The sequence below is a fragment of the Flavobacterium beibuense genome (assembly GCF_004151245.1).
GTDB lineage: Bacteria > Bacteroidota > Bacteroidia > Flavobacteriales > Flavobacteriaceae > Flavobacterium > Flavobacterium beibuense_A.
The window spans coordinates 22,701-39,884 of sequence record NZ_JUIW01000007.1 but is presented as its reverse complement, the minus strand read 5'-3'; the positions used below and the strand labels follow the sequence as shown (position 1 = coordinate 39,884).

At 38.6% G+C, this 17,184-nt stretch carries 15 protein-coding genes; 5 read left to right on the top strand and 10 right to left on the bottom strand.

The window, feature by feature from the left end:
- Positions 1 to 90: 90 nt before the first annotated feature.
- The 8 genes from NU09_RS10535 to NU09_RS10500 all read right to left on the bottom strand — a co-directional run bounded on the left by NU09_RS10535 (position 91) and on the right by NU09_RS10500 (position 10,797).
- A complete protein-coding gene (locus NU09_RS10535) occupies positions 91 to 1,875 on the bottom strand; it encodes a tetratricopeptide repeat-containing sensor histidine kinase (RefSeq protein ID WP_129751258.1) in 1,785 nt (594 codons plus the stop codon).
- Positions 1,876 to 2,276: 401 nt separating this feature from the next.
- On the bottom strand, positions 2,277 to 3,188 hold the full coding sequence (locus NU09_RS10530; protein ID WP_129751257.1) for a hypothetical protein: 912 nt from the start codon (positions 3,186 to 3,188) through the stop codon (positions 2,277 to 2,279).
- A gap of 15 nt (positions 3,189 to 3,203) precedes the next feature.
- The gene (locus tag NU09_RS10525; protein ID WP_129751256.1) at positions 3,204 to 4,097 is read right to left on the bottom strand and encodes a hypothetical protein; all 894 of its coding nucleotides are present in this window, start codon (positions 4,095 to 4,097) and stop codon (positions 3,204 to 3,206) included.
- Positions 4,098 to 4,183: 86 nt separating this feature from the next.
- Positions 4,184 to 5,023 (bottom strand): hypothetical protein, encoded by an 840-nt coding sequence (locus NU09_RS10520; RefSeq protein ID WP_129751255.1) that lies wholly within the window; start codon positions 5,021 to 5,023, stop codon positions 4,184 to 4,186.
- 95 nt (positions 5,024 to 5,118) lie between these two features.
- Entirely contained in the window at positions 5,119 to 5,568 is a 450-nt protein-coding gene (locus NU09_RS10515; protein ID WP_129751254.1) for a hypothetical protein, read from the bottom strand.
- Between the two features lie 64 nt (positions 5,569 to 5,632).
- Positions 5,633 to 6,493 (bottom strand): hypothetical protein, encoded by an 861-nt coding sequence (locus NU09_RS10510; RefSeq protein ID WP_129751253.1) that lies wholly within the window; start codon positions 6,491 to 6,493, stop codon positions 5,633 to 5,635.
- Positions 6,494 to 6,617: 124 nt separating this feature from the next.
- Positions 6,618 to 10,046, bottom strand: a complete 3,429-nt coding sequence (locus NU09_RS10505) for a methylmalonyl-CoA mutase family protein (RefSeq protein WP_129751252.1) — start codon at positions 10,044 to 10,046, stop codon at positions 6,618 to 6,620.
- 100 nt (positions 10,047 to 10,146) lie between these two features.
- Positions 10,147 to 10,797 carry a VOC family protein gene (locus NU09_RS10500; RefSeq protein ID WP_129751251.1) on the bottom strand — a complete coding sequence of 217 codons (651 nt, stop codon included), beginning with the start codon at positions 10,795 to 10,797 and terminating at the stop codon, positions 10,147 to 10,149.
- 177 nt (positions 10,798 to 10,974) lie between these two features.
- On the opposite strand from NU09_RS10500, the gene NU09_RS10495 reads away from it, so the two are divergent.
- The 4 genes from NU09_RS10495 to NU09_RS10480 all read left to right on the top strand — a co-directional run bounded on the left by NU09_RS10495 (position 10,975) and on the right by NU09_RS10480 (position 14,121).
- Entirely contained in the window at positions 10,975 to 11,895 is a 921-nt protein-coding gene (locus NU09_RS10495; protein WP_129751250.1) for an EamA family transporter, read from the top strand.
- A gap of 78 nt (positions 11,896 to 11,973) precedes the next feature.
- Entirely contained in the window at positions 11,974 to 12,699 is a 726-nt protein-coding gene (locus NU09_RS10490) for a DUF4197 domain-containing protein (RefSeq protein WP_129751249.1), read from the top strand.
- 21 nt (positions 12,700 to 12,720) lie between these two features.
- Entirely contained in the window at positions 12,721 to 13,437 is a 717-nt protein-coding gene (locus NU09_RS10485) for a DUF4197 domain-containing protein (protein ID WP_129751248.1), read from the top strand.
- Between the two features lie 243 nt (positions 13,438 to 13,680).
- Positions 13,681 to 14,121 carry a thioredoxin family protein gene (locus NU09_RS10480; protein ID WP_242501856.1) on the top strand — a complete coding sequence of 147 codons (441 nt, stop codon included), beginning with the start codon at positions 13,681 to 13,683 and terminating at the stop codon, positions 14,119 to 14,121.
- Positions 14,122 to 14,767: 646 nt separating this feature from the next.
- Here the strand turns inward: NU09_RS10480 and NU09_RS10475 are convergent.
- A complete protein-coding gene (locus tag NU09_RS10475) occupies positions 14,768 to 15,523 on the bottom strand; it encodes an ABC transporter substrate-binding protein (protein WP_129751471.1) in 756 nt (251 codons plus the stop codon).
- A gap of 108 nt (positions 15,524 to 15,631) precedes the next feature.
- Positions 15,632 to 16,441, bottom strand: coding sequence for an orotidine-5'-phosphate decarboxylase (gene pyrF / locus NU09_RS10470; RefSeq protein ID WP_129751247.1), 810 nt, complete (start codon positions 16,439 to 16,441; stop codon positions 15,632 to 15,634).
- 219 nt (positions 16,442 to 16,660) lie between these two features.
- Here pyrF and NU09_RS10465 point away from each other — a divergent pair, with 219 nt between their 5' ends.
- Complete coding sequence (locus tag NU09_RS10465; RefSeq protein ID WP_129751246.1) at positions 16,661 to 17,089, top strand: response regulator; 429 nt, start codon at positions 16,661 to 16,663, stop codon at positions 17,087 to 17,089.
- The last annotated feature ends 95 nt before the right edge of the window (positions 17,090 to 17,184 follow it).

The window sequence follows — 17,184 nt, the reverse complement described above, 5'->3', positions numbered from 1 at the left end:
GAGGAAATCCGTAATTTTAAAGGAGATAGCGATAAACATAAAAATTTGGTGCTATAAAACTTCGAGTCAAATTATTCTTATAAATTATTTTTAAATTTCTTCATCAAAACTCTCAAAAGGAGTCGAAATTGTGATTGTTGTTCCCCATCCCGGCAAACTTTCAACAAAGGTTTCTCCGCCAATATTTTTAAGTCTTTTATATAACGATTTTAGTTTTCCGTCGCTATAATCCACGTAATTACCTGAACCATTATCTCTTACAGTTATCTGCATCTTGTCATCCTTGGTTGTAATACCTAAAAACACCTTGTTTGCTTTAGCTTTTACCGCTATGGCATTAAGACATTCTTTAAGCACAATAGCGAGCTCTTTTCTTGCCGAACCCGACATTTTTACCGAAGGCATATCGGGATCTACCGAAAAAACCGACTCCACATGATGATTTTTTAAATAGCCTGAAGCGAAATCACACATGCCGTTTGCCAAATTTTGAGGACTGGCATTTTCCTTCTCCAATGCCCATACCAAATCGCTTATGTCCTCGTGTATCTTAACCGTAGCATTATGTAGTGCCTCATTAGAAACTCTAATAGAGGGAGCACCCACAGCTTTACGGCTTAACTCATCGTTTAGGTAATACACCTCCCCCAGCCTGTTATCAAGGTGGGTATAAAGTTCTTTTACATGGGTAAGCTTTTCATTTTGCTTTCGTCTTTGCGAAGCCATTCTCGCTAGCTGCTTTTTGTATTTCTTTTTAAGCCTTGCCTTTTGAAACCACATAAAAATCAAAAAAGAAGACATAACCGCAAACCCGCCCGATATAGCTATAAGACTGTATTTATCATTCAGTAATGCCGACTGGTTGCCTGCCTCCAGCTTATTTATCTTTTCCGTAAGTGCCATTATTTCCATCTGGCTCTTTGCCTTTTGGGTTTCATACCTCATCTGGGCTTTTGCATTCTCCTGTAAAGCTAAACGCGCCTCAAGACTATCCCTTTTCTGCTCATAAAGCTTTTGATATAAGATGGTATTTTCATACTCCTCCAGATGATCATAAGCTTTAGAAAGTCCTTTGCAGGCATCTACCACCGCTTCGTCATACTTTATCTCTACCGCATCAAGATAGGCCTGTTTATGTAGTTTCAGGGACTCGTTATAATCGCCTGCACCGGCAAATGTTTCACCCAAATCGTTTAGTGTTTCGGCTACTTTTTTTCGTTCGTCACTCTCGTTAAAATAACCAAGTGCCTCCTTATAGTTTTGCTCTGCAAGATTAAAATACCCTGTATGGTTGTAAACATTACCCATAGCACTCAGTAAAACAGCTTTGCCCAGCACATCGTTATTGGTTTCATAGATCCTGATGGCCCTCCTGTAAACCGAAAGTGCCATATCATACTTTTGCTGTTTTTCATACACCATACCCAGTCCGCCCAAACTACCAGCCTCAATGTTCGAACTTTTGGCCAGTATGGCATACTGCTGAGCTTCTTTGTAATACTGTATGGCAGCGTCATACTCGTTTGCAGAAGTATAGAGTACGGCTACCTGTTTTGCGGTTTCGGCAATGCTTTTGTAGTTACCCTGCTGTTTGTGCAGGCTAAGTGATAGTAAATAATAATCGAGGGCTTCCCTTGGCTGATCCGCCATAATATATACCGATCCCAGGTAGTTATAGCTGTTTATAAGGGTAAGTGTGTCTCTGCTTTTCTTTGCATGGTCTACACTCTGCATAAAAGCCATAATAGCTGCAGTATAGTTTTTTTGCTCAAAAGCCTGTTCTCCCTTATGCATAAAAGAAGAGGCTGTCGTAGTTTGCGCAGGGCTAGGTAACACGCATAATAGCACAACTGCAAAAAGTAAGGTTTTTTGCATAGGTATCTTCGTTAAGCGGGGATATATAAATGTAAGAAAAAAACTGTTACAAAATTCAAAATTTAAATAAATTTCATAAAAGGATAACTTAATGCCCCTTATATGTTATACTACTGTAAGCCTTTATTTATAAAGAGTATTTGATTTTTACACTCAAATCACTCCATTTAACGATACGTTAAATACTATTATTTTTTTAAATAATTACTACTACATTTATTAAAAAAGAAAAACTATGAGAGGGATATTTAAGGCGCTTCTTGCTGGCTGGGGAGCTAAAAAACTGGGATTTGGGTGCTTTGGTACCATTATAGCCTTTATAATAATATACTACCTTTTAGGGTATGTGTTTTAAACAAAAAGCCTCCCAATTGGGAGGCTTTTTTTATCTTAAAGTTTTATTATTCATAAGTAATTACAAATTCTGATACCGGATCGACTTCACCATCAACAAAAGCTGTTTGCTTAACCGGGAAACCGTCATTATCAAATTCATAGGTTACTGTACCGCTATATTCCTGATCAAAACTAACAGTTTCATTAGCTATTAAGTAATTTTCTGAAATTACTGCTATACCTACTATACCTGTTTGTTTAAACAACACATGGTTTGCCTTATTATCACCAAACTGGTTATAAGCAATTTTAAGGAAGTCACCTTTTACCACGGTTTCATTATCATACGTATAAATGCTCGAGTTTAAATATGTACCGGTTTCACTATCCATATTACTATAGTAGGTTACAACATTATTCCCATTGTAAACTGCTTCACATAAATAATTTAATTCTTCATTACTATTTACGCTTGCTATCTTATAAACCCTTCCCTGAGCATCAAGGTAATAATTGTACTTTGAAACAGTTGTATCGCTTCCCTGAACATTAATCATTGTTACCTTAATCACGCCTTCTTCTGTATAATCTACAGTAGAATGATCTACTGAATAAGGATTTCCTGAAAAAGAAGAGGTTACATCCATGGCAATTATTTTTCCTAACTCATCATAAGTTATTTCTGTAACTGCAGTCTGATCTTCAATACTTGCAGTTCGGCTTATTAATAGCCCCTGCTCATTATAAGTATATAAATCAGAAAAATAAGCTTCTCCTTCGTTATAGATATACCTTTCAGTCATTTTGTTATCTGTAAACTTTCTAAGCTCACTAATTTGATCTTCTCCGTCATTATAACGGGCAATCTCTTTTAAATTCTTGTCTACCGGATTTCCGTTTACAGGATCTGTACTATCGTCAGACGAACAAGAGGCAAGCGACAGGAATGCCGCAAAAAATAATAATCTTAATTTCATTGGTATGGTTTTAGTTTATTCGTATTCTATAACAATCTTTTTGAAAACGTTACCATTATTATACAGTTCACGTACTTCTACAGGGTAACCTTCTTCATCAAAAGAATATTCATAATAATAATTAATATCAGTACTGTTAGTTTTACTTTCAGTTAATCGGTAATTATCAGGGGATGAAAGAGCAAAATTAAAATCTACTTCATACAAAACCATATTACTTAAACCTCCAAATGAGTTTCTGAAAAGGTTTAAGTACTCCCCTTTCACTTCGGTTTCATAATCATAAGTGTAATTTACTGTGCTGGAGCCATAAGATGTTAATGTACGGGAAAGAATATTATTACCCTCATAGTTAACTTCTGTTGCAGAGTTGTAATATTCATTTATATATTCCATTTTATAAATAATCCCGTCGCCGTTTAGATAAAATGTATTGGGTAAATTCCCTCCCGGATCATAATCACCCGTTACCACATTATCCTCATTGTTATAAGTATATTCCCTTCTCCAGTGTGTTGAAGAACCATCGTTAACATTATCAAAATTTATCAGCCTCCCCTGCTCATCATATTCAAATGAAGAAGAAGAGTCGGTAAAACCATTATAAAAATGAACATCTATATCACTAAGCCTGCCTTGGGCATTGTAAGAGTAATCATAAATAGAACCAATTTCCAAAGGATCATCATTTTCATATCCAATCATCTGGTCTATTTTATTATTCGCACATAAAGTAACCATGATAAGCTGCTCACTTTCTCCGTTTACATAGTACTCCTTTATTTTCTTAAGATTTTTTTCAACAGGTGGTGTAGGGTCCGGATTTTCATTTACCGGATCTGTACTATCATCAGATGAACAAGAAGCAAGCGACAGGAATGCCGCAAAAAATAATAAGCGCAGTTTCATTAGGCGTGGTTTAATTATTATAAGACTGCAAGAAAGCAAAAAACTATATTATATACAAAAAAAACCTCCCGATTGGGAGGCTTTTTTTATTCGTAGGTTATGGTTTCTTCTGCTAGAAGAACATTGTCTGAATACATAGATCTATTTACAGGATAGCCATCTTCATCAAACATATAAGTATAACTAACACTAGTAAAAGGATTTTCAACTGAACTTATATACCTCGTATAACTCTTATTCACAAACCCCCTTGCAAACAACTGATGATTAAGCACATTACCATTAAACATGTTTAAATCTGATTTTAAATAATGTCCTTTTACCTCTGTAGTGGCATCATAGGTATATGTTGTTGTATAACCTCCATGAGTATCGCTAACTATGCAACCATCGACATATACAACTTCCTCTGTGTTTACATTACCAACTAATTCCCTTACTATCTTGTAAACTATCCCCTGAGAGTTTAAATAGTAAGTTTTTGTTTCAGGAACTGTATTAACATAAACATCATTTGCAGTTATGGTATTATCACTATTATAAATAAACTCTGTATAGTCTTCTATTTCTTCTCCCTGATTATTAAAGCCTTTAAGTGCATCCTTAATCATTCTTCCCTGACTATCATAAGTAAACTCATTATGAGTTCCGGTAGGCTGCATCAAATTATCCAGATACACAATATCATTCAATATACCATTTGCCGAATAATGATATTCATACGCATTTAGCAGATTATTGTTCAAATCGTACTGATATATTTCACTTAGCTTATTTCCGGAAAATTCATATCTAAACTTATAATAATCGTTAGTTATATTGACTTCCAAAAGATTTTTCTCTGTATTCACAGGATCATCTCCATCGTCTGATGAACATGCCATTAAAACAATAAAAAATGAAAGGGCTAATAGTCGTAGTTTCATAGGTGTGGTTTAAAAGGTTATAGCTACTAAATAACTAAATTATTTTAACATAACAAAAAGCCCCCCGATAAGGGAGGTTTGAAATGCTATAATATCTAATATTCGCCAAGAACCGGTTTTCCTCTTTCTTCTAATAATCTGGAGTAGGTTTTGTTATCAACTATCATAATTCTGCTTTTTTCCAGCCTGGGTTCTTTAAGCATTAAATCAATATCAAAAAAAGCTTTTATTTTAAAACCAGTTGTATCAACTCCTTCTTTAAAAATCTCTTCTTTAAGCAACTCAGACCTATCTGCTAAGTGATCTGTTCTATATCTGTCCCCATGCTTTAATGAAACAACAAATGTGTGCTCCGAAGGGTTGTAATGTTTCAAAATATCCATGAACTTCCTTTTCTTTTTTATGACAGGGTATGCTTCTGTAGCATCCAAATCAACTATAGAAGATATATCGTGAGCAAAGAATGATTTCTCTTTTTCTTTATTGAATGAAGATTTACATCCTATAGCCAGGAAAACCAATATGCAAAATACTTTTCTCATCATTCTTTTCCTTATTAAATAAAAAATGAAAGGGCTAATAGTCGTAGTTTCATTAGGTGTGGCAGTATTAATTTGTTGTATATTCAATAATTATGTCTCCTGCAGGCTCTCCATCATAGCTTGTAGATATTTTGTTAGGAAACCCGTCTTCGTCAAATTCAAAAATACGTTCATGTGTAAAGCCTGTTGTTGCTTCTTCCTTAATGTAATAATTGTCTGCATTATTAATTATATAAATAAAGCCACCGTACAGGATAATGTTAACCTCATTGTTATCAAAATGGTTCCTGTTAAGCTTTAAAAAATCGCCTTTTACCTCAGTAGCTGTATCATATGTATAATTATAAGTGTAATTATCATATATTAATGAAGTTATATTATTACCATTGTAAATTGCCTCAACAGTAGACGTGTTGCCGTTAGTGTAAGTCTCCATTTTATAAATGCGACCTGTATCATTTAAAAAATATTTTTTGTATAAAGTACTTTCAACATTTAGTGTTCGGTACCTTGATATGGTATTATCCTCATTGTAAACCATTTCTTCATATGTTGCCGAAGTCCCGTCAATATAAAACAGTTGATAACTAATCATCCTTCCCAGCTCATCATAAACAAACTGCATATATTTACTTATAAAATTGCCTTGTTCGTCTAACAAATGAATTTCTGTTAAAACTCCCTGCTCATTATATATATATTTTTGCCTCTGATTAAACTGTCCTCCAACATACGAAATTGTTTCATCTATCTTATTATCACTAAAAGTAGCAATACTGGAAGGAGTAGTTTCTCCATAGCTGTAAGTAGTAAACTTGTATATATCTTTTACTACCTCCGGATTTTCATTTACAGGCTCACTCCCGTCATCTGATGAACATGCCATTAAAACAATAAAAAATGAAAGGGCTAATAGTCGTAGTTTCATAGGTGTGGTTTAAAAAGGTTATAGCTACTAAGTAACTAAATAATTTCAACATAACAAAAAGCCTCCCCTATCGGGAGGCTTCTCTTTAAATATTTCAATCTTAAATTTTAAATCCAAGTAAAAATTACATATTTCTGCGGTACTGCCCGCCCACTTCAAACAATGCCGAAGTAATCTGACCCAACGAACAAACCTTAGCGGCTTCCATAAGGCGCTCAAACATATTTTGGTTTTGTATTGCTGCTTCCTGTACAAGGGCAAGCTGTTCCTTAACCTTTTGTGCATTACCTTTATGTAGGCTCTCAAGGGTATTAATCTGGAACTGTTTCTCCTCTTCAGTAGCACGTATAACCTCAGCAGGAACAACCGTAGGCGAACCTTTAGAGCTCAGGAAGGTATTCACCCCGATAATAGGAAACTCTCCTGTATGCTTAAGGGTTTCGTAGTAAAGGCTTTCTTCCTGTATTTTAGAACGCTGGTACATAGTTTCCATAGCACCCAGTACACCACCTCTTTCGGTAATACGGTCAAACTCTGTAAGTACAGCCTCCTCAACAAGATCGGTAAGCTCTTCAATAATAAACGATCCCTGTATTGGGTTTTCGTTTTTAGCCAGCCCCAGCTCTTTGTTAATAATTAGCTGAATTGCCATTGCACGGCGCACGCTTTCTTCGGTAGGCGTTGTAATAGCCTCATCATAAGCGTTTGTATGCAGCGAGTTACAGTTATCGTAAATGGCGTAAAGTGCCTGTAATGTAGTACGGATATCGTTAAAGTCGATTTCCTGCGCGTGTAGCGAGCGACCCGACGTTTGAATGTGGTACTTAAGCATTTGTGCACGCTCGTTAGCACCATATTTATTTTTAAGCGCCTTAGCCCAAATTCTTCTTGCCACACGGCCTATAACCGCATACTCAGGGTCAATACCATTAGAGAAGAAGAACGAAAGGTTTGGTCCAAAATCGTTAATGTTCATACCACGGCTCAGGTAGTACTCCACATAGGTAAATCCGTTTGCTAGGGTAAATGCCAACTGTGTAATAGGGTTAGCACCTGCCTCGGCAATGTGGTATCCTGAAATGGAAACCGAATAGAAGTTCCTTACGTTTTTCTGGATAAAGTACTCCTGTACGTCACCCATTAGGCGAAGGGCAAACTCAGTTGAGAAGATACAGGTATTTTGTGCCTGGTCTTCCTTAAGGATATCTGCCTGTACCGTACCACGTACCTGCGACAGGGTACGTACTTTTATTTCGTTATATACATCGGCAGGAAGTACCTGGTCTCCGGTTACACCTAAAAGCATAAGCCCAAGTCCGTCGTTACCCTGTGGCAATGCACCATTGTAACGTGGCCTTTCCACCCCTTTTTCTTTGTATATCTTGTTTATCTTATCGTCTACCTCTTTTTCAAGGCCGTTTTCCTTAATGTAAAGCTCACACTGCTGGTCGATAGCCGCATTCATAAAGAAGCCTAACAACATAGGCGCCGGACCGTTAATGGTCATACTCACCGATGTCATAGGGTGTGCAAGGTTAAAGCCCGAGTATAGTTTTTTGGCATCGTCTAAGCAGCAGATAGATACACCCGCATTACCAATCTTACCATAAATATCCGGACGGTGATCAGGGTCATTACCATAAAGGGTAACACTGTCAAACGCTGTAGATAAACGTTTGGCCGGCATACCTAAACTCACATAGTGAAAACGTCTGTTAGTACGTTCAGGTCCGCCCTCTCCTGCAAACATACGCGTTGGGTCTTCCCCTTCTCTCTTAAACGGATATAATCCGGAAGTATAAGGGAATTCTCCCGGTACGTTTTCCTGCAGGCACCATCTTAAAATATCACCCCAAGCCTGGTATTTAGGCAGGGCAACTTTAGGTATCTGCGTGTGCGAAAGCGATTCGGTATGCGTTTGTATCTTAATCTCCTTATCCCTTACCTTAAAGGAATAAACAGGATTTTTGTATTTGTTTACTTTTTCGTCCCATGTAAGTATAACCTCCCAGTTGTATGGGTCAAGGTTCATTTTTACACGGTCAAACTCTTTTAGTAATAAATCTGTGAATAGTGACTTATCTGCATCAGTAACTGCTACTGAGGCATCGTCTATACCCGCTTTATTTATCTGCGGAACCTTACCGCTTACGGTCTCTATGGTTTTAAAGATACCGTATAGCTTTTGTGCCACATCCTGCTGTGAAGCCGCTGTTTCGTCATAGCTGCGGTTATTTTCTGCAATTTCACTCAGGTAACGTGTTCTGTGCGGAGGGATAACAAATATCTTCTCGCTCATTTCACGGGTAATCTCAAAAGTCGACTTAAGGTCAGATTCTGTTTTCTCCACAATCTTATCCATAATCGCTTTGTAAAGCGTATTCATACCCGGGTCGTTAAACTGAGAGGCTATGGTACCAAATACCGGAAGGTCGTCCGGGTTGGCATCCCACAGGTTGTGGTTACGCTGGTATTGCTTTTTCACATCACGAAGCGCATCAAGCGAACCGCGTTTGTCAAACTTGTTAATAGCAACAAGATCGGCAAAATCAAGCATATCAATTTTTTCCAGCTGAGTAGCAGCACCAAACTCCGGTGTCATTACATACAGCGAAACATCCGAATGGTCAAGGATCTCAGTATCACTTTGCCCGATACCCGAAGTTTCAAGGATAATTAAATCATATTTAGCCGCCTTAAGCACCTGTATAGCCTCTGCCACATATTTAGAAAGGGCAAGGTTAGACTGGCGTGTGGCTAGCGAACGCATATAAACCCTTGGGTTGTTTATGGCATTCATCCTGATACGGTCGCCCAGTAAGGCACCACCCGTTTTACGTTTAGACGGGTCTACAGATATAAGTCCGATAGTTTTTTCAGGGAAATCGATAAGGAAACGGCGTACAAGCTCATCTACTAATGATGATTTACCTGCACCACCCGTACCGGTAATACCCAATACAGGAATTTTAGACGTTTCGTTTTGTTTGTGTATGGTATCAAGGGTTTCTTTTGCAACTTCAGGGAAGTTCTCCGCAGAAGATATTACCCTTGCAATAGCCGTTGGGTTTTTATCTGTAAGATGGTTCACCTCACCGTTAAGGGTATCGCCCACCGGATAGTCTGCCCTTTGTACAAGGTCGTTAATCATACCCTGTAGTCCAAGCTCACGCCCGTCATCCGGAGAGTATATTCTTGTAATACCGTACTCATGAAGCTCTTTTATCTCTTCGGGAAGGATAACTCCGCCCCCGCCGCCAAATATTTTAATATGTCCCGCCCCTTTTTCTTTAAGCAGGTCGTACATGTATTTAAAATATTCGTTGTGCCCGCCCTGGTATGAGGTCATAGCAATGGCGTTTGCATCTTCCTGTATGGCAGTATTTACTACTTCTTCCACACTTCGGTCGTGCCCTAAGTGAATTACCTCAACACCCGTTGCCTGAATAATTCGGCGCATGATGTTTATAGCTGCATCGTGCCCGTCAAACAGGGATGCTGCGGTTACTATTCTAACTTTATGTTTAGGAATATAAGGCTGTACTTGCTCCATCTTTATAATAATCTCAATTTTAAGCCCGCAATTTACGTATTTATTGAAGATTTCAAAACAAACAGGGCCTATAAAAAACGTTGTAGTAAATTTTAAAGAACTACCTTACAATATGATAAAGGTTTCCCTCATTCATAAACAATATACGAGTGCGAAACGAAGCCGATTTTACTTTGGTAGGATACCAGTCCCTGCCCTTAGCGGCAATTATAAACAGGCCTTGGTCGTCTCCCGATACGGTAAACTTACTGCCCCTGGGCTGCCTGTGAAATATGGGAACGCCAAACTCTTTCTTTAACTGATCGGCAAGGCGCGGCACATCATTGGTTACCAGTCCCACCTCACTTATGGATAGGTACGACTTGGAGTTAAAATCGTGGGTAGAGGTTTCACGGTTAGGATACCGGGTTATAAACTCCAGTATATTACCGTTGTTATCATAAAAATAAAATGACTGGGCATCCCAATTGGTAAAGTCGGCAATGTCGTTTTCCTTTTCAATGGGAATCAAATCAATGCGTGACTTCATTATTGAATATGCCTGATCAAAACGGTTGTTCGGGATATCTATAGCAAAGTGGTAAACGGGGTTCTGGCCTTCGGCATATCTAAAAATAAGTTTGGTATAACCTATTGCAAATGTTACAGAAAATTTATCAGATAGTTCTGCCTTCAACCCTAAAACTCTTTTATAAAAACTCTCGGTCTCTGCTAAATTGCTGCTAAGCAGTTCAAGCTCGATAATTTGCATACCTTAAATCTTATCTTTCAAAAACATCTATGCAAGATACGCATAAATACTATCTCTCAATAAATCAAATAGTTAAATCATGACTAAAAAATGTTATGATTGCCTGCATCATATTTACAATGTTTTAACTTTTGCATAGGGAGTTGTTCACTACATTTGCGGCTTATTTACACGGAGATGAAACTTCCTAAACACTACATGGCTGCCATTTCAGCCTTTATTATATGGGGATTTTTTAGCATTGTGCTTAAGCCCCTTTATTTATACCCTTCTCTTGACATACTTTTTTATCGTGTTTTTGCCTGCATTATTATCATGCTGCTTATTAACATTGCATTTAGAAGAGATAAGATAAAAGAAACCAAAAACTATTTTACCGCACTTACCAAAAAGGAAAAACGAAACCAGTGGCTGCTTATTTTCGGTAGTTCGCTATTGCTTACCGCAAACTGGTTTTTCTTTATATACGTAATGAACCACATAAGCGTAAAAGCAGCCTCGTTTGCCTATATGGTATGCCCCATACTTACCACGGTATTTGCTTGGTTTATACTAAAGGAAAAACTTACCAGGCTACAATGGCTATCGGTATTTCTAAGTATGCTTAGCTGCGTGATACTATCTTACAACAGTTTTACCAGTGCACTTTACAGCGTGGTTATTGCCTCTACCTATGCGGTATACCTTGTACTGCAAAAAAGAATCACGATGCCCGACAGGTTTATACTCCTTACCCTGCAAATAGGGTTTACGGCACTTATACTGCTTCCGTTTTACAAGCCTTACAGCGGCCCCGTACCTACAGAGCCTTTATTCTATTATTTTATAATTATGATAGCCGTAGGCTTTACCATAATACCTATGTTCCTTAACCTGTTTGCGCTAAAGGGAATCAACTCTTCCACCGTTGGGATATTGATATACCTTAACCCAATCATCGCGTTTACACTGGCCATAGTATATTATGACGAGAATGTTACGTTAATACAGGCTATGGCATATTTTGTTATCGTAATATCGGTAATACTGTTTAATGTAGGCAGCTACTTAAAGCTAAAGGAACAGGACATGCCGATAAACCGTCCGTCGGTAAACTAACTATATTTTACTGTCAATAAAACGACTCTATATTTTGCTTGGAACGGTTTTTGTTTATTTTTGAAGAAAATAGTATTCATGAAAAAAGTAGTATTCGCCATTCTATTACTGCCACTGGCATCTAATGCACAACTGGGAGGCCTTATAAACAAGGCAAAAGATAAAGTAACCGACGTAACCGGAACAAGTACAGGCCTTAGTAATGCCGATATTGCTTCGGCACTTAAGGAAGCCCTTAACAAAGGGATAGACGAGCAGGTAACCAAGCTTACTGCTGTAGACGGTTTCTATAAAAACGATATGGTAAAGATACTTTTACCCGAAGAACTTCAAAAAGTAGACAAAACACTTAGAAGCGTAGGTATGGGTAATCTGGCCGACGAAGGGCTTTTAGTACTGAACCGCGCTGCCGAGGATGCCGTAAAAGAGGCTACCCCTATTTTTGTGAATGCGGTAACAAGCATGACTTTTAGCGATGCTAAAAACATACTTATGGGCGACGACAGATCGGCTACTACCTATTTAGAGAAAACAACCTCAACACAGTTATACGACAAGTTTAGCCCGGTGGTAAAAACATCGCTGGACAAGGTGGGTGCCGATAAGGTATGGGCAACAATAATTGAGAAATACAATTCGCTGCCGCTTACTAAAGACGTAAACCCTAACCTTACCGATTATGTAACCAGCAAGGCTATGAGTGGTGTATTCACCATGATATCTGTAGAGGAAAAACAGATAAGAACCGATTTATCATCCCGTACATCAGACCTGCTTAAAAAGGTATTTGCATTACAGGACTAAGCCAATAACAAACCAACTTTTATGAAAAGACTAATTATTCCCGTTATAGCCATAATGGCGTCGATTTCTTTTTCCGGATGTGCCGAACTGCAACAGATAGCAGAGCAGTATCCGCAAACCGGTATAATAAGCAATGCCGATATAGCTGCCGGACTTAAGGAGGCCCTTGATAAGGGAATTGACAAACAGGTAACTAAGCTTACCGCTACCGATGGTTTTTACAAAAACAGCCTGGTAAAGATATTGTTGCCCGAAGAGCTTCAAAAAGTGGATAAGGCACTGCGTCAGGTTGGTTTAGGCTCGTTAGCAGACGAAGGCCTTAAAATGATGAACCGCGCTGCCGAAGATGCCGTAAAAGAGGCAACACCCATATTTGTTACCGCAGTAAAAGACATGACCTTTAATGATGCCCGCAACATACTCATGGGTAACGACAGGTCGGCTACTACCTATCTGCAAAACACCACCACTACACAGCTTTATGCCAAGTTTAATCCGGTTATAAAATCGTCGTTCAGTAAAGTGGGTGCCGATAAGGTTTGGAGCAACATAATAACCAAGTACAATGCCCTGCCCCTTACCCAAGATGTAAACCCCGATCTTACAGATTATGTAACAAATAAAGCACTGGACGGAGTTTTTACCATGATAGCCGTAGAAGAGAAAGAAATTAGAAATAATATTAACGAAAGGACTTCTGTTTTATTAAAAAAAGTATTCGCTTTACAGGACAATTAATAAGCTAATAATTTAATTTACAGATAAATACATATAACATTACCTTAACATACAATCCTATTATTTTTAAGTAATTTGCACTTTGAAAATAAATAGTTTTCTCACATTTGGTTAGGGTTAGTTAAAAAAAAAGTGCCGGTAGTAATTGCTATTGGCATTTTTGCTTTTATACACTTCAAAATATTTTTAACCCGCTGTTTTTTAAATCGTTTTGTTTTCTACATTTGCGCAAAATATGGAGTCGTGAAAAAGTGCGTATTGTTTGTATGCCTTATGCTGAGTGCTGTAGGCTTTTGCCAGGAGTGGAATACTGAATTAGAAGCGGCAAAGAGCAAAGCTGTTGCCCAAAACAAAAACATACTTCTTGTCTTTTCGGGATCCGACTGGTGTGCCCGTTGCATAGAACTGGAAAAGAAAGTGTGGCAAAACCCCGAATTTAAGGCTGAAGCCGAGAAAAACTGGGTGCTGCTTCGTGCCGACTTCCTGCAAAAGAAAGGCGAAGCTGATCCTGTAGATATAAACGACCCTAAAATTATACTTGCCGAGCGTTACAACCGTAACGGCTTTTTCCCTTACATCGTACTTTTAGACAAATACGGTCGTGTTATAGAACGTGGCGGGTATGAAGAGTTTAACACCGCTAAAGAGTATATAGAGTACTTTAAAAAACTGGGAAAGAAGTAAAGTTTCCTGTTATTACAAGCGAAACGTAGTGCTGTTTCCATTTGCTTCGCCAGTCGGGCAAGCCCTCGAGCCGACCGAAATGCAATGGAGTGGAGAAATCCTTAATTATAGTAGAGATTTATTTCATCAGTTCGGCTACAGCCTCGTGTCTCCATTACGCTATCGCTACAGTCGGAATGGAAGAAAGATTGCTTCGTCAGGATACTACGTTACTGTCATGTCGAACCGGAGGGAGACATCTCCGAGAGATTTATTTCATCAGTTCGGCTTACAGCCTCGTGTCTCACTACACTGCGTTTCGTTTCGAAATGACAAACATTGATTCGTGCCTCGCAATGACGGGAAGAACACTTAACCCATAACTCAGGAACTGCATCAACAACATCAGAGTGAAGCTGCGGCATCAGGCTCCGTAGCGTAAAGAAAATTACAAGCGAGGCGTAAAAAAGCATCCGCTGTGTGAGGTGCAAGCCGAGTTCGGATGGTTTAGCCAAGTGCAGTAATTTTTAGCTTAAGGAGTCATAGCCGTGCCTTTTTCGTTCTTTTGTGGCAGGACAAAAGGACAAGAGATTGCCTCGCTACACTGCATTTCGCTCGCAATGACACACCCCGGCTTCGCCACCCCTCTCAAGAGGGGAACTACTAACTAAACAGGCTCCTCTATTCTTTCCTGTAACTGTTTAAAGTAAGTAAACGCCTTTACCAGCCTGGTACCATACCACGAGAACATCTCGCCATCAACAAAAACAGTTTGTGCATGGTGGGTATGCCTTCCCAGTTCAAAAGCATCCTCATCCTTAAAAGGGTAAGGCTCAGACGAAAGGAATATAACCTGAGGGTCGCCCTGTATCCTCATTTTTTGTACAATCACTTCCGGATAACGGCTGTCCCTGTCTTCGTAGATATTAGTGAAATGGTTAAGCTTAAGCATTTCGTTGATAAAGTTATTACCACCGGCAACCATATACGGATTCTTCCAGATAAAGTAAGCCGATCGTTTAAAAGGCTTATCCTTCATAAAGTTTTTAAAATCCTGCAGCCCGAAGTTTATCTTATCAATCCAGTTTTGTGCCTTGGTACGTACCGAGAATATTTTGCCCAGTTCTTCTATCATCTTCAGGTTATCTTCCACTGTAATGATATCGCTAACCCATACAGGCGCAATTTCCTGCAACTGCTCCACAATTTCCTGAGTATTCTCTTCCTTATTGGCAATAATAATATCGGGCTGTAAAAGCCTTATTTTCTCAACGTGAACTTTTTTAGTCCCTCCTATTATCTTTTTGGTTTGCTTTAGGTGATAAGGGTGAACGCAAAATTTGGTAATACCCACTATCTTATCCTCAAGGCCAAGGTCAAAAAGAAGTTCTGTTTGCGAAGGCACTAACGATACTATACGCATAGGCGTTTTGCTAAGCGTAATAGTATTGCCTAACTGGTCTGTATATGTTTTTGTCTGTTCCAAGTTTTGGGTTTATTTTCCGTTTCGGGCGAAGCGGAGTGGAAAAATTTACAGCAGTGCTGCCATTTCCTGTTGCATTTTTAAAGCCTCTTCCCTTGCCTTTTCGGCAAAGTCGTTTCCGTTAGAAGCATATATAATACCTCGTGAAGAGTTTATAAGCAGTCCTACATTTTTACTCATTCCATACTTGCAAACTTCCTGCAGACTGCCTCCTTGTGCGCCCACACCCGGTACAAGTAAAAAGCTTTCCGGCACAATCTTTCTTATTTCGGTAAAGTACTCTGCTTTAGTAGCCCCTACAACATACATAAGGTTCTCGCTGTTTTTCCATGTCTTAGAGGTTTTAAGAACCGTTTTGTACAGCTCTTCCCCATCAACAATTTTGGTTTGGAAATCAAAAGCACCTTCGTTAGAGGTTAACGCCAGCATAATGGCAAACTTGTTTTTAAAAGCCAAAAACGGCTCTACACTGTCTTTACCCATATAAGGCGCAACGGTAACCGAATCAAAATTAAGGTCTTCTAAAAAAGCCTTGGCATACATGGTAGAGGTATTGCCTATATCGCCACGTTTAGCATCGGCAATGGTAAATATCTCCGGATGCATGTGGTTAATGTAGTTTATGGTTTTTTCCAGCGACAGCCATCCTTTCAGTCCGTATGCCTCAAAAAAAGCCGTATTGGGTTTATAGGCTACCGCAAGGTCGTGGGTAGCATCTATAATGGCTTTATTAAACTCAAAAATAGGATCCTCGGTAGCCAGTAAGTGTGGCGGAATCTTATTAAGGTCTGCATCAAGGCCTATACATAAAAATGATTTTTTATCAAGAATGTTTTGGTGAAGCTGTTGCGTGGTCATGCTGTGCTGTATGTTTTTTTGTTTGCCTTATTGGCTTAGTCTGCAAAAATACAAATTGCATTTCACATCTTAAAATTATATGGTTGGCAGGCGTTCGTCGACACTAAAATACAGTTTAACGAAATTTGTTAGAAAGTAAGGTTACTCTTGTTAGTTTTATATTAATTTAATTTATAGATTTAAATTTATTTTATAAATACCCACCTGCCCCCCACAAATATGAATATACACGGAGACATTATCATTATTGAAGATGATGCTGACGACAGGGATATCCTTATCAGCATTTTTGAAGAACTCGGCAAAGAGCATAACTATGAAAACCGACTGGTTTTTATAGAAGACGCTACCCATGTTATCGACTTTTTAAAATCGGATGACTGCGATCCGTTCCTTATCATTTCCGATATAAACATGCCGGTAATAAACGGGTTCGACCTGCGTAACCTTATTTTTAACGATGCCAAAATAAGGGAACGTGCCATACCTTTTATATTCCTTACCACGTCAGACAGTAGTGAGGAAAACATGCGGAAAGCTTTTCAGCTGTCCATACAGGGGTATTTTACAAAACCTATAAGCTATACCAAATTCAAAAAGGTTATTAACGACATTCTTATCTATTGGAAAAATGCAGCAACGAACTAATTACTACTAATCCTTATATCTATTACTCTGAAGTATCCTGCCGATTGGCGGGATATTTTTTTTAGATTCAGTACAATAAAAAAATCCCGCCAACT

Coding starts and splice junctions, on each gene's coding strand:
- NU09_RS10520 (WP_129751255.1), bottom strand. CDS start 5,023: ATGAAACTACGACTATTAGCCCTTTCATTTTTTATTGTTTTAATGGCA.
- NU09_RS10490 (WP_129751249.1), top strand. CDS start 11,974: ATGAAAAAAGTAGTATTCGCCATTCTATTACTGCCACTGGCATCTAAT.
- NU09_RS10500 (WP_129751251.1), bottom strand. CDS start 10,797: ATGCAAATTATCGAGCTTGAACTGCTTAGCAGCAATTTAGCAGAGACC.
- pyrF (WP_129751247.1), bottom strand. CDS start 16,441: ATGACCACGCAACAGCTTCACCAAAACATTCTTGATAAAAAATCATTT.
- NU09_RS10530 (WP_129751257.1), bottom strand. CDS start 3,188: ATGAAATTAAGATTATTATTTTTTGCGGCATTCCTGTCGCTTGCCTCT.
- NU09_RS10495 (WP_129751250.1), top strand. CDS start 10,975: ATGAAACTTCCTAAACACTACATGGCTGCCATTTCAGCCTTTATTATA.
- NU09_RS10465 (WP_129751246.1), top strand. CDS start 16,661: ATGAATATACACGGAGACATTATCATTATTGAAGATGATGCTGACGAC.
- NU09_RS10475 (WP_129751471.1), bottom strand. CDS start 15,523: ATGCGTATAGTATCGTTAGTGCCTTCGCAAACAGAACTTCTTTTTGAC.
- NU09_RS10535 (WP_129751258.1), bottom strand. CDS start 1,875: ATGCAAAAAACCTTACTTTTTGCAGTTGTGCTATTATGCGTGTTACCT.
- NU09_RS10505 (WP_129751252.1), bottom strand. CDS start 10,046: ATGGAGCAAGTACAGCCTTATATTCCTAAACATAAAGTTAGAATAGTA.
- NU09_RS10515 (WP_129751254.1), bottom strand. CDS start 5,568: ATGATGAGAAAAGTATTTTGCATATTGGTTTTCCTGGCTATAGGATGT.
- NU09_RS10510 (WP_129751253.1), bottom strand. CDS start 6,493: ATGAAACTACGACTATTAGCCCTTTCATTTTTTATTGTTTTAATGGCA.
- NU09_RS10485 (WP_129751248.1), top strand. CDS start 12,721: ATGAAAAGACTAATTATTCCCGTTATAGCCATAATGGCGTCGATTTCT.
- NU09_RS10525 (WP_129751256.1), bottom strand. CDS start 4,097: ATGAAACTGCGCTTATTATTTTTTGCGGCATTCCTGTCGCTTGCTTCT.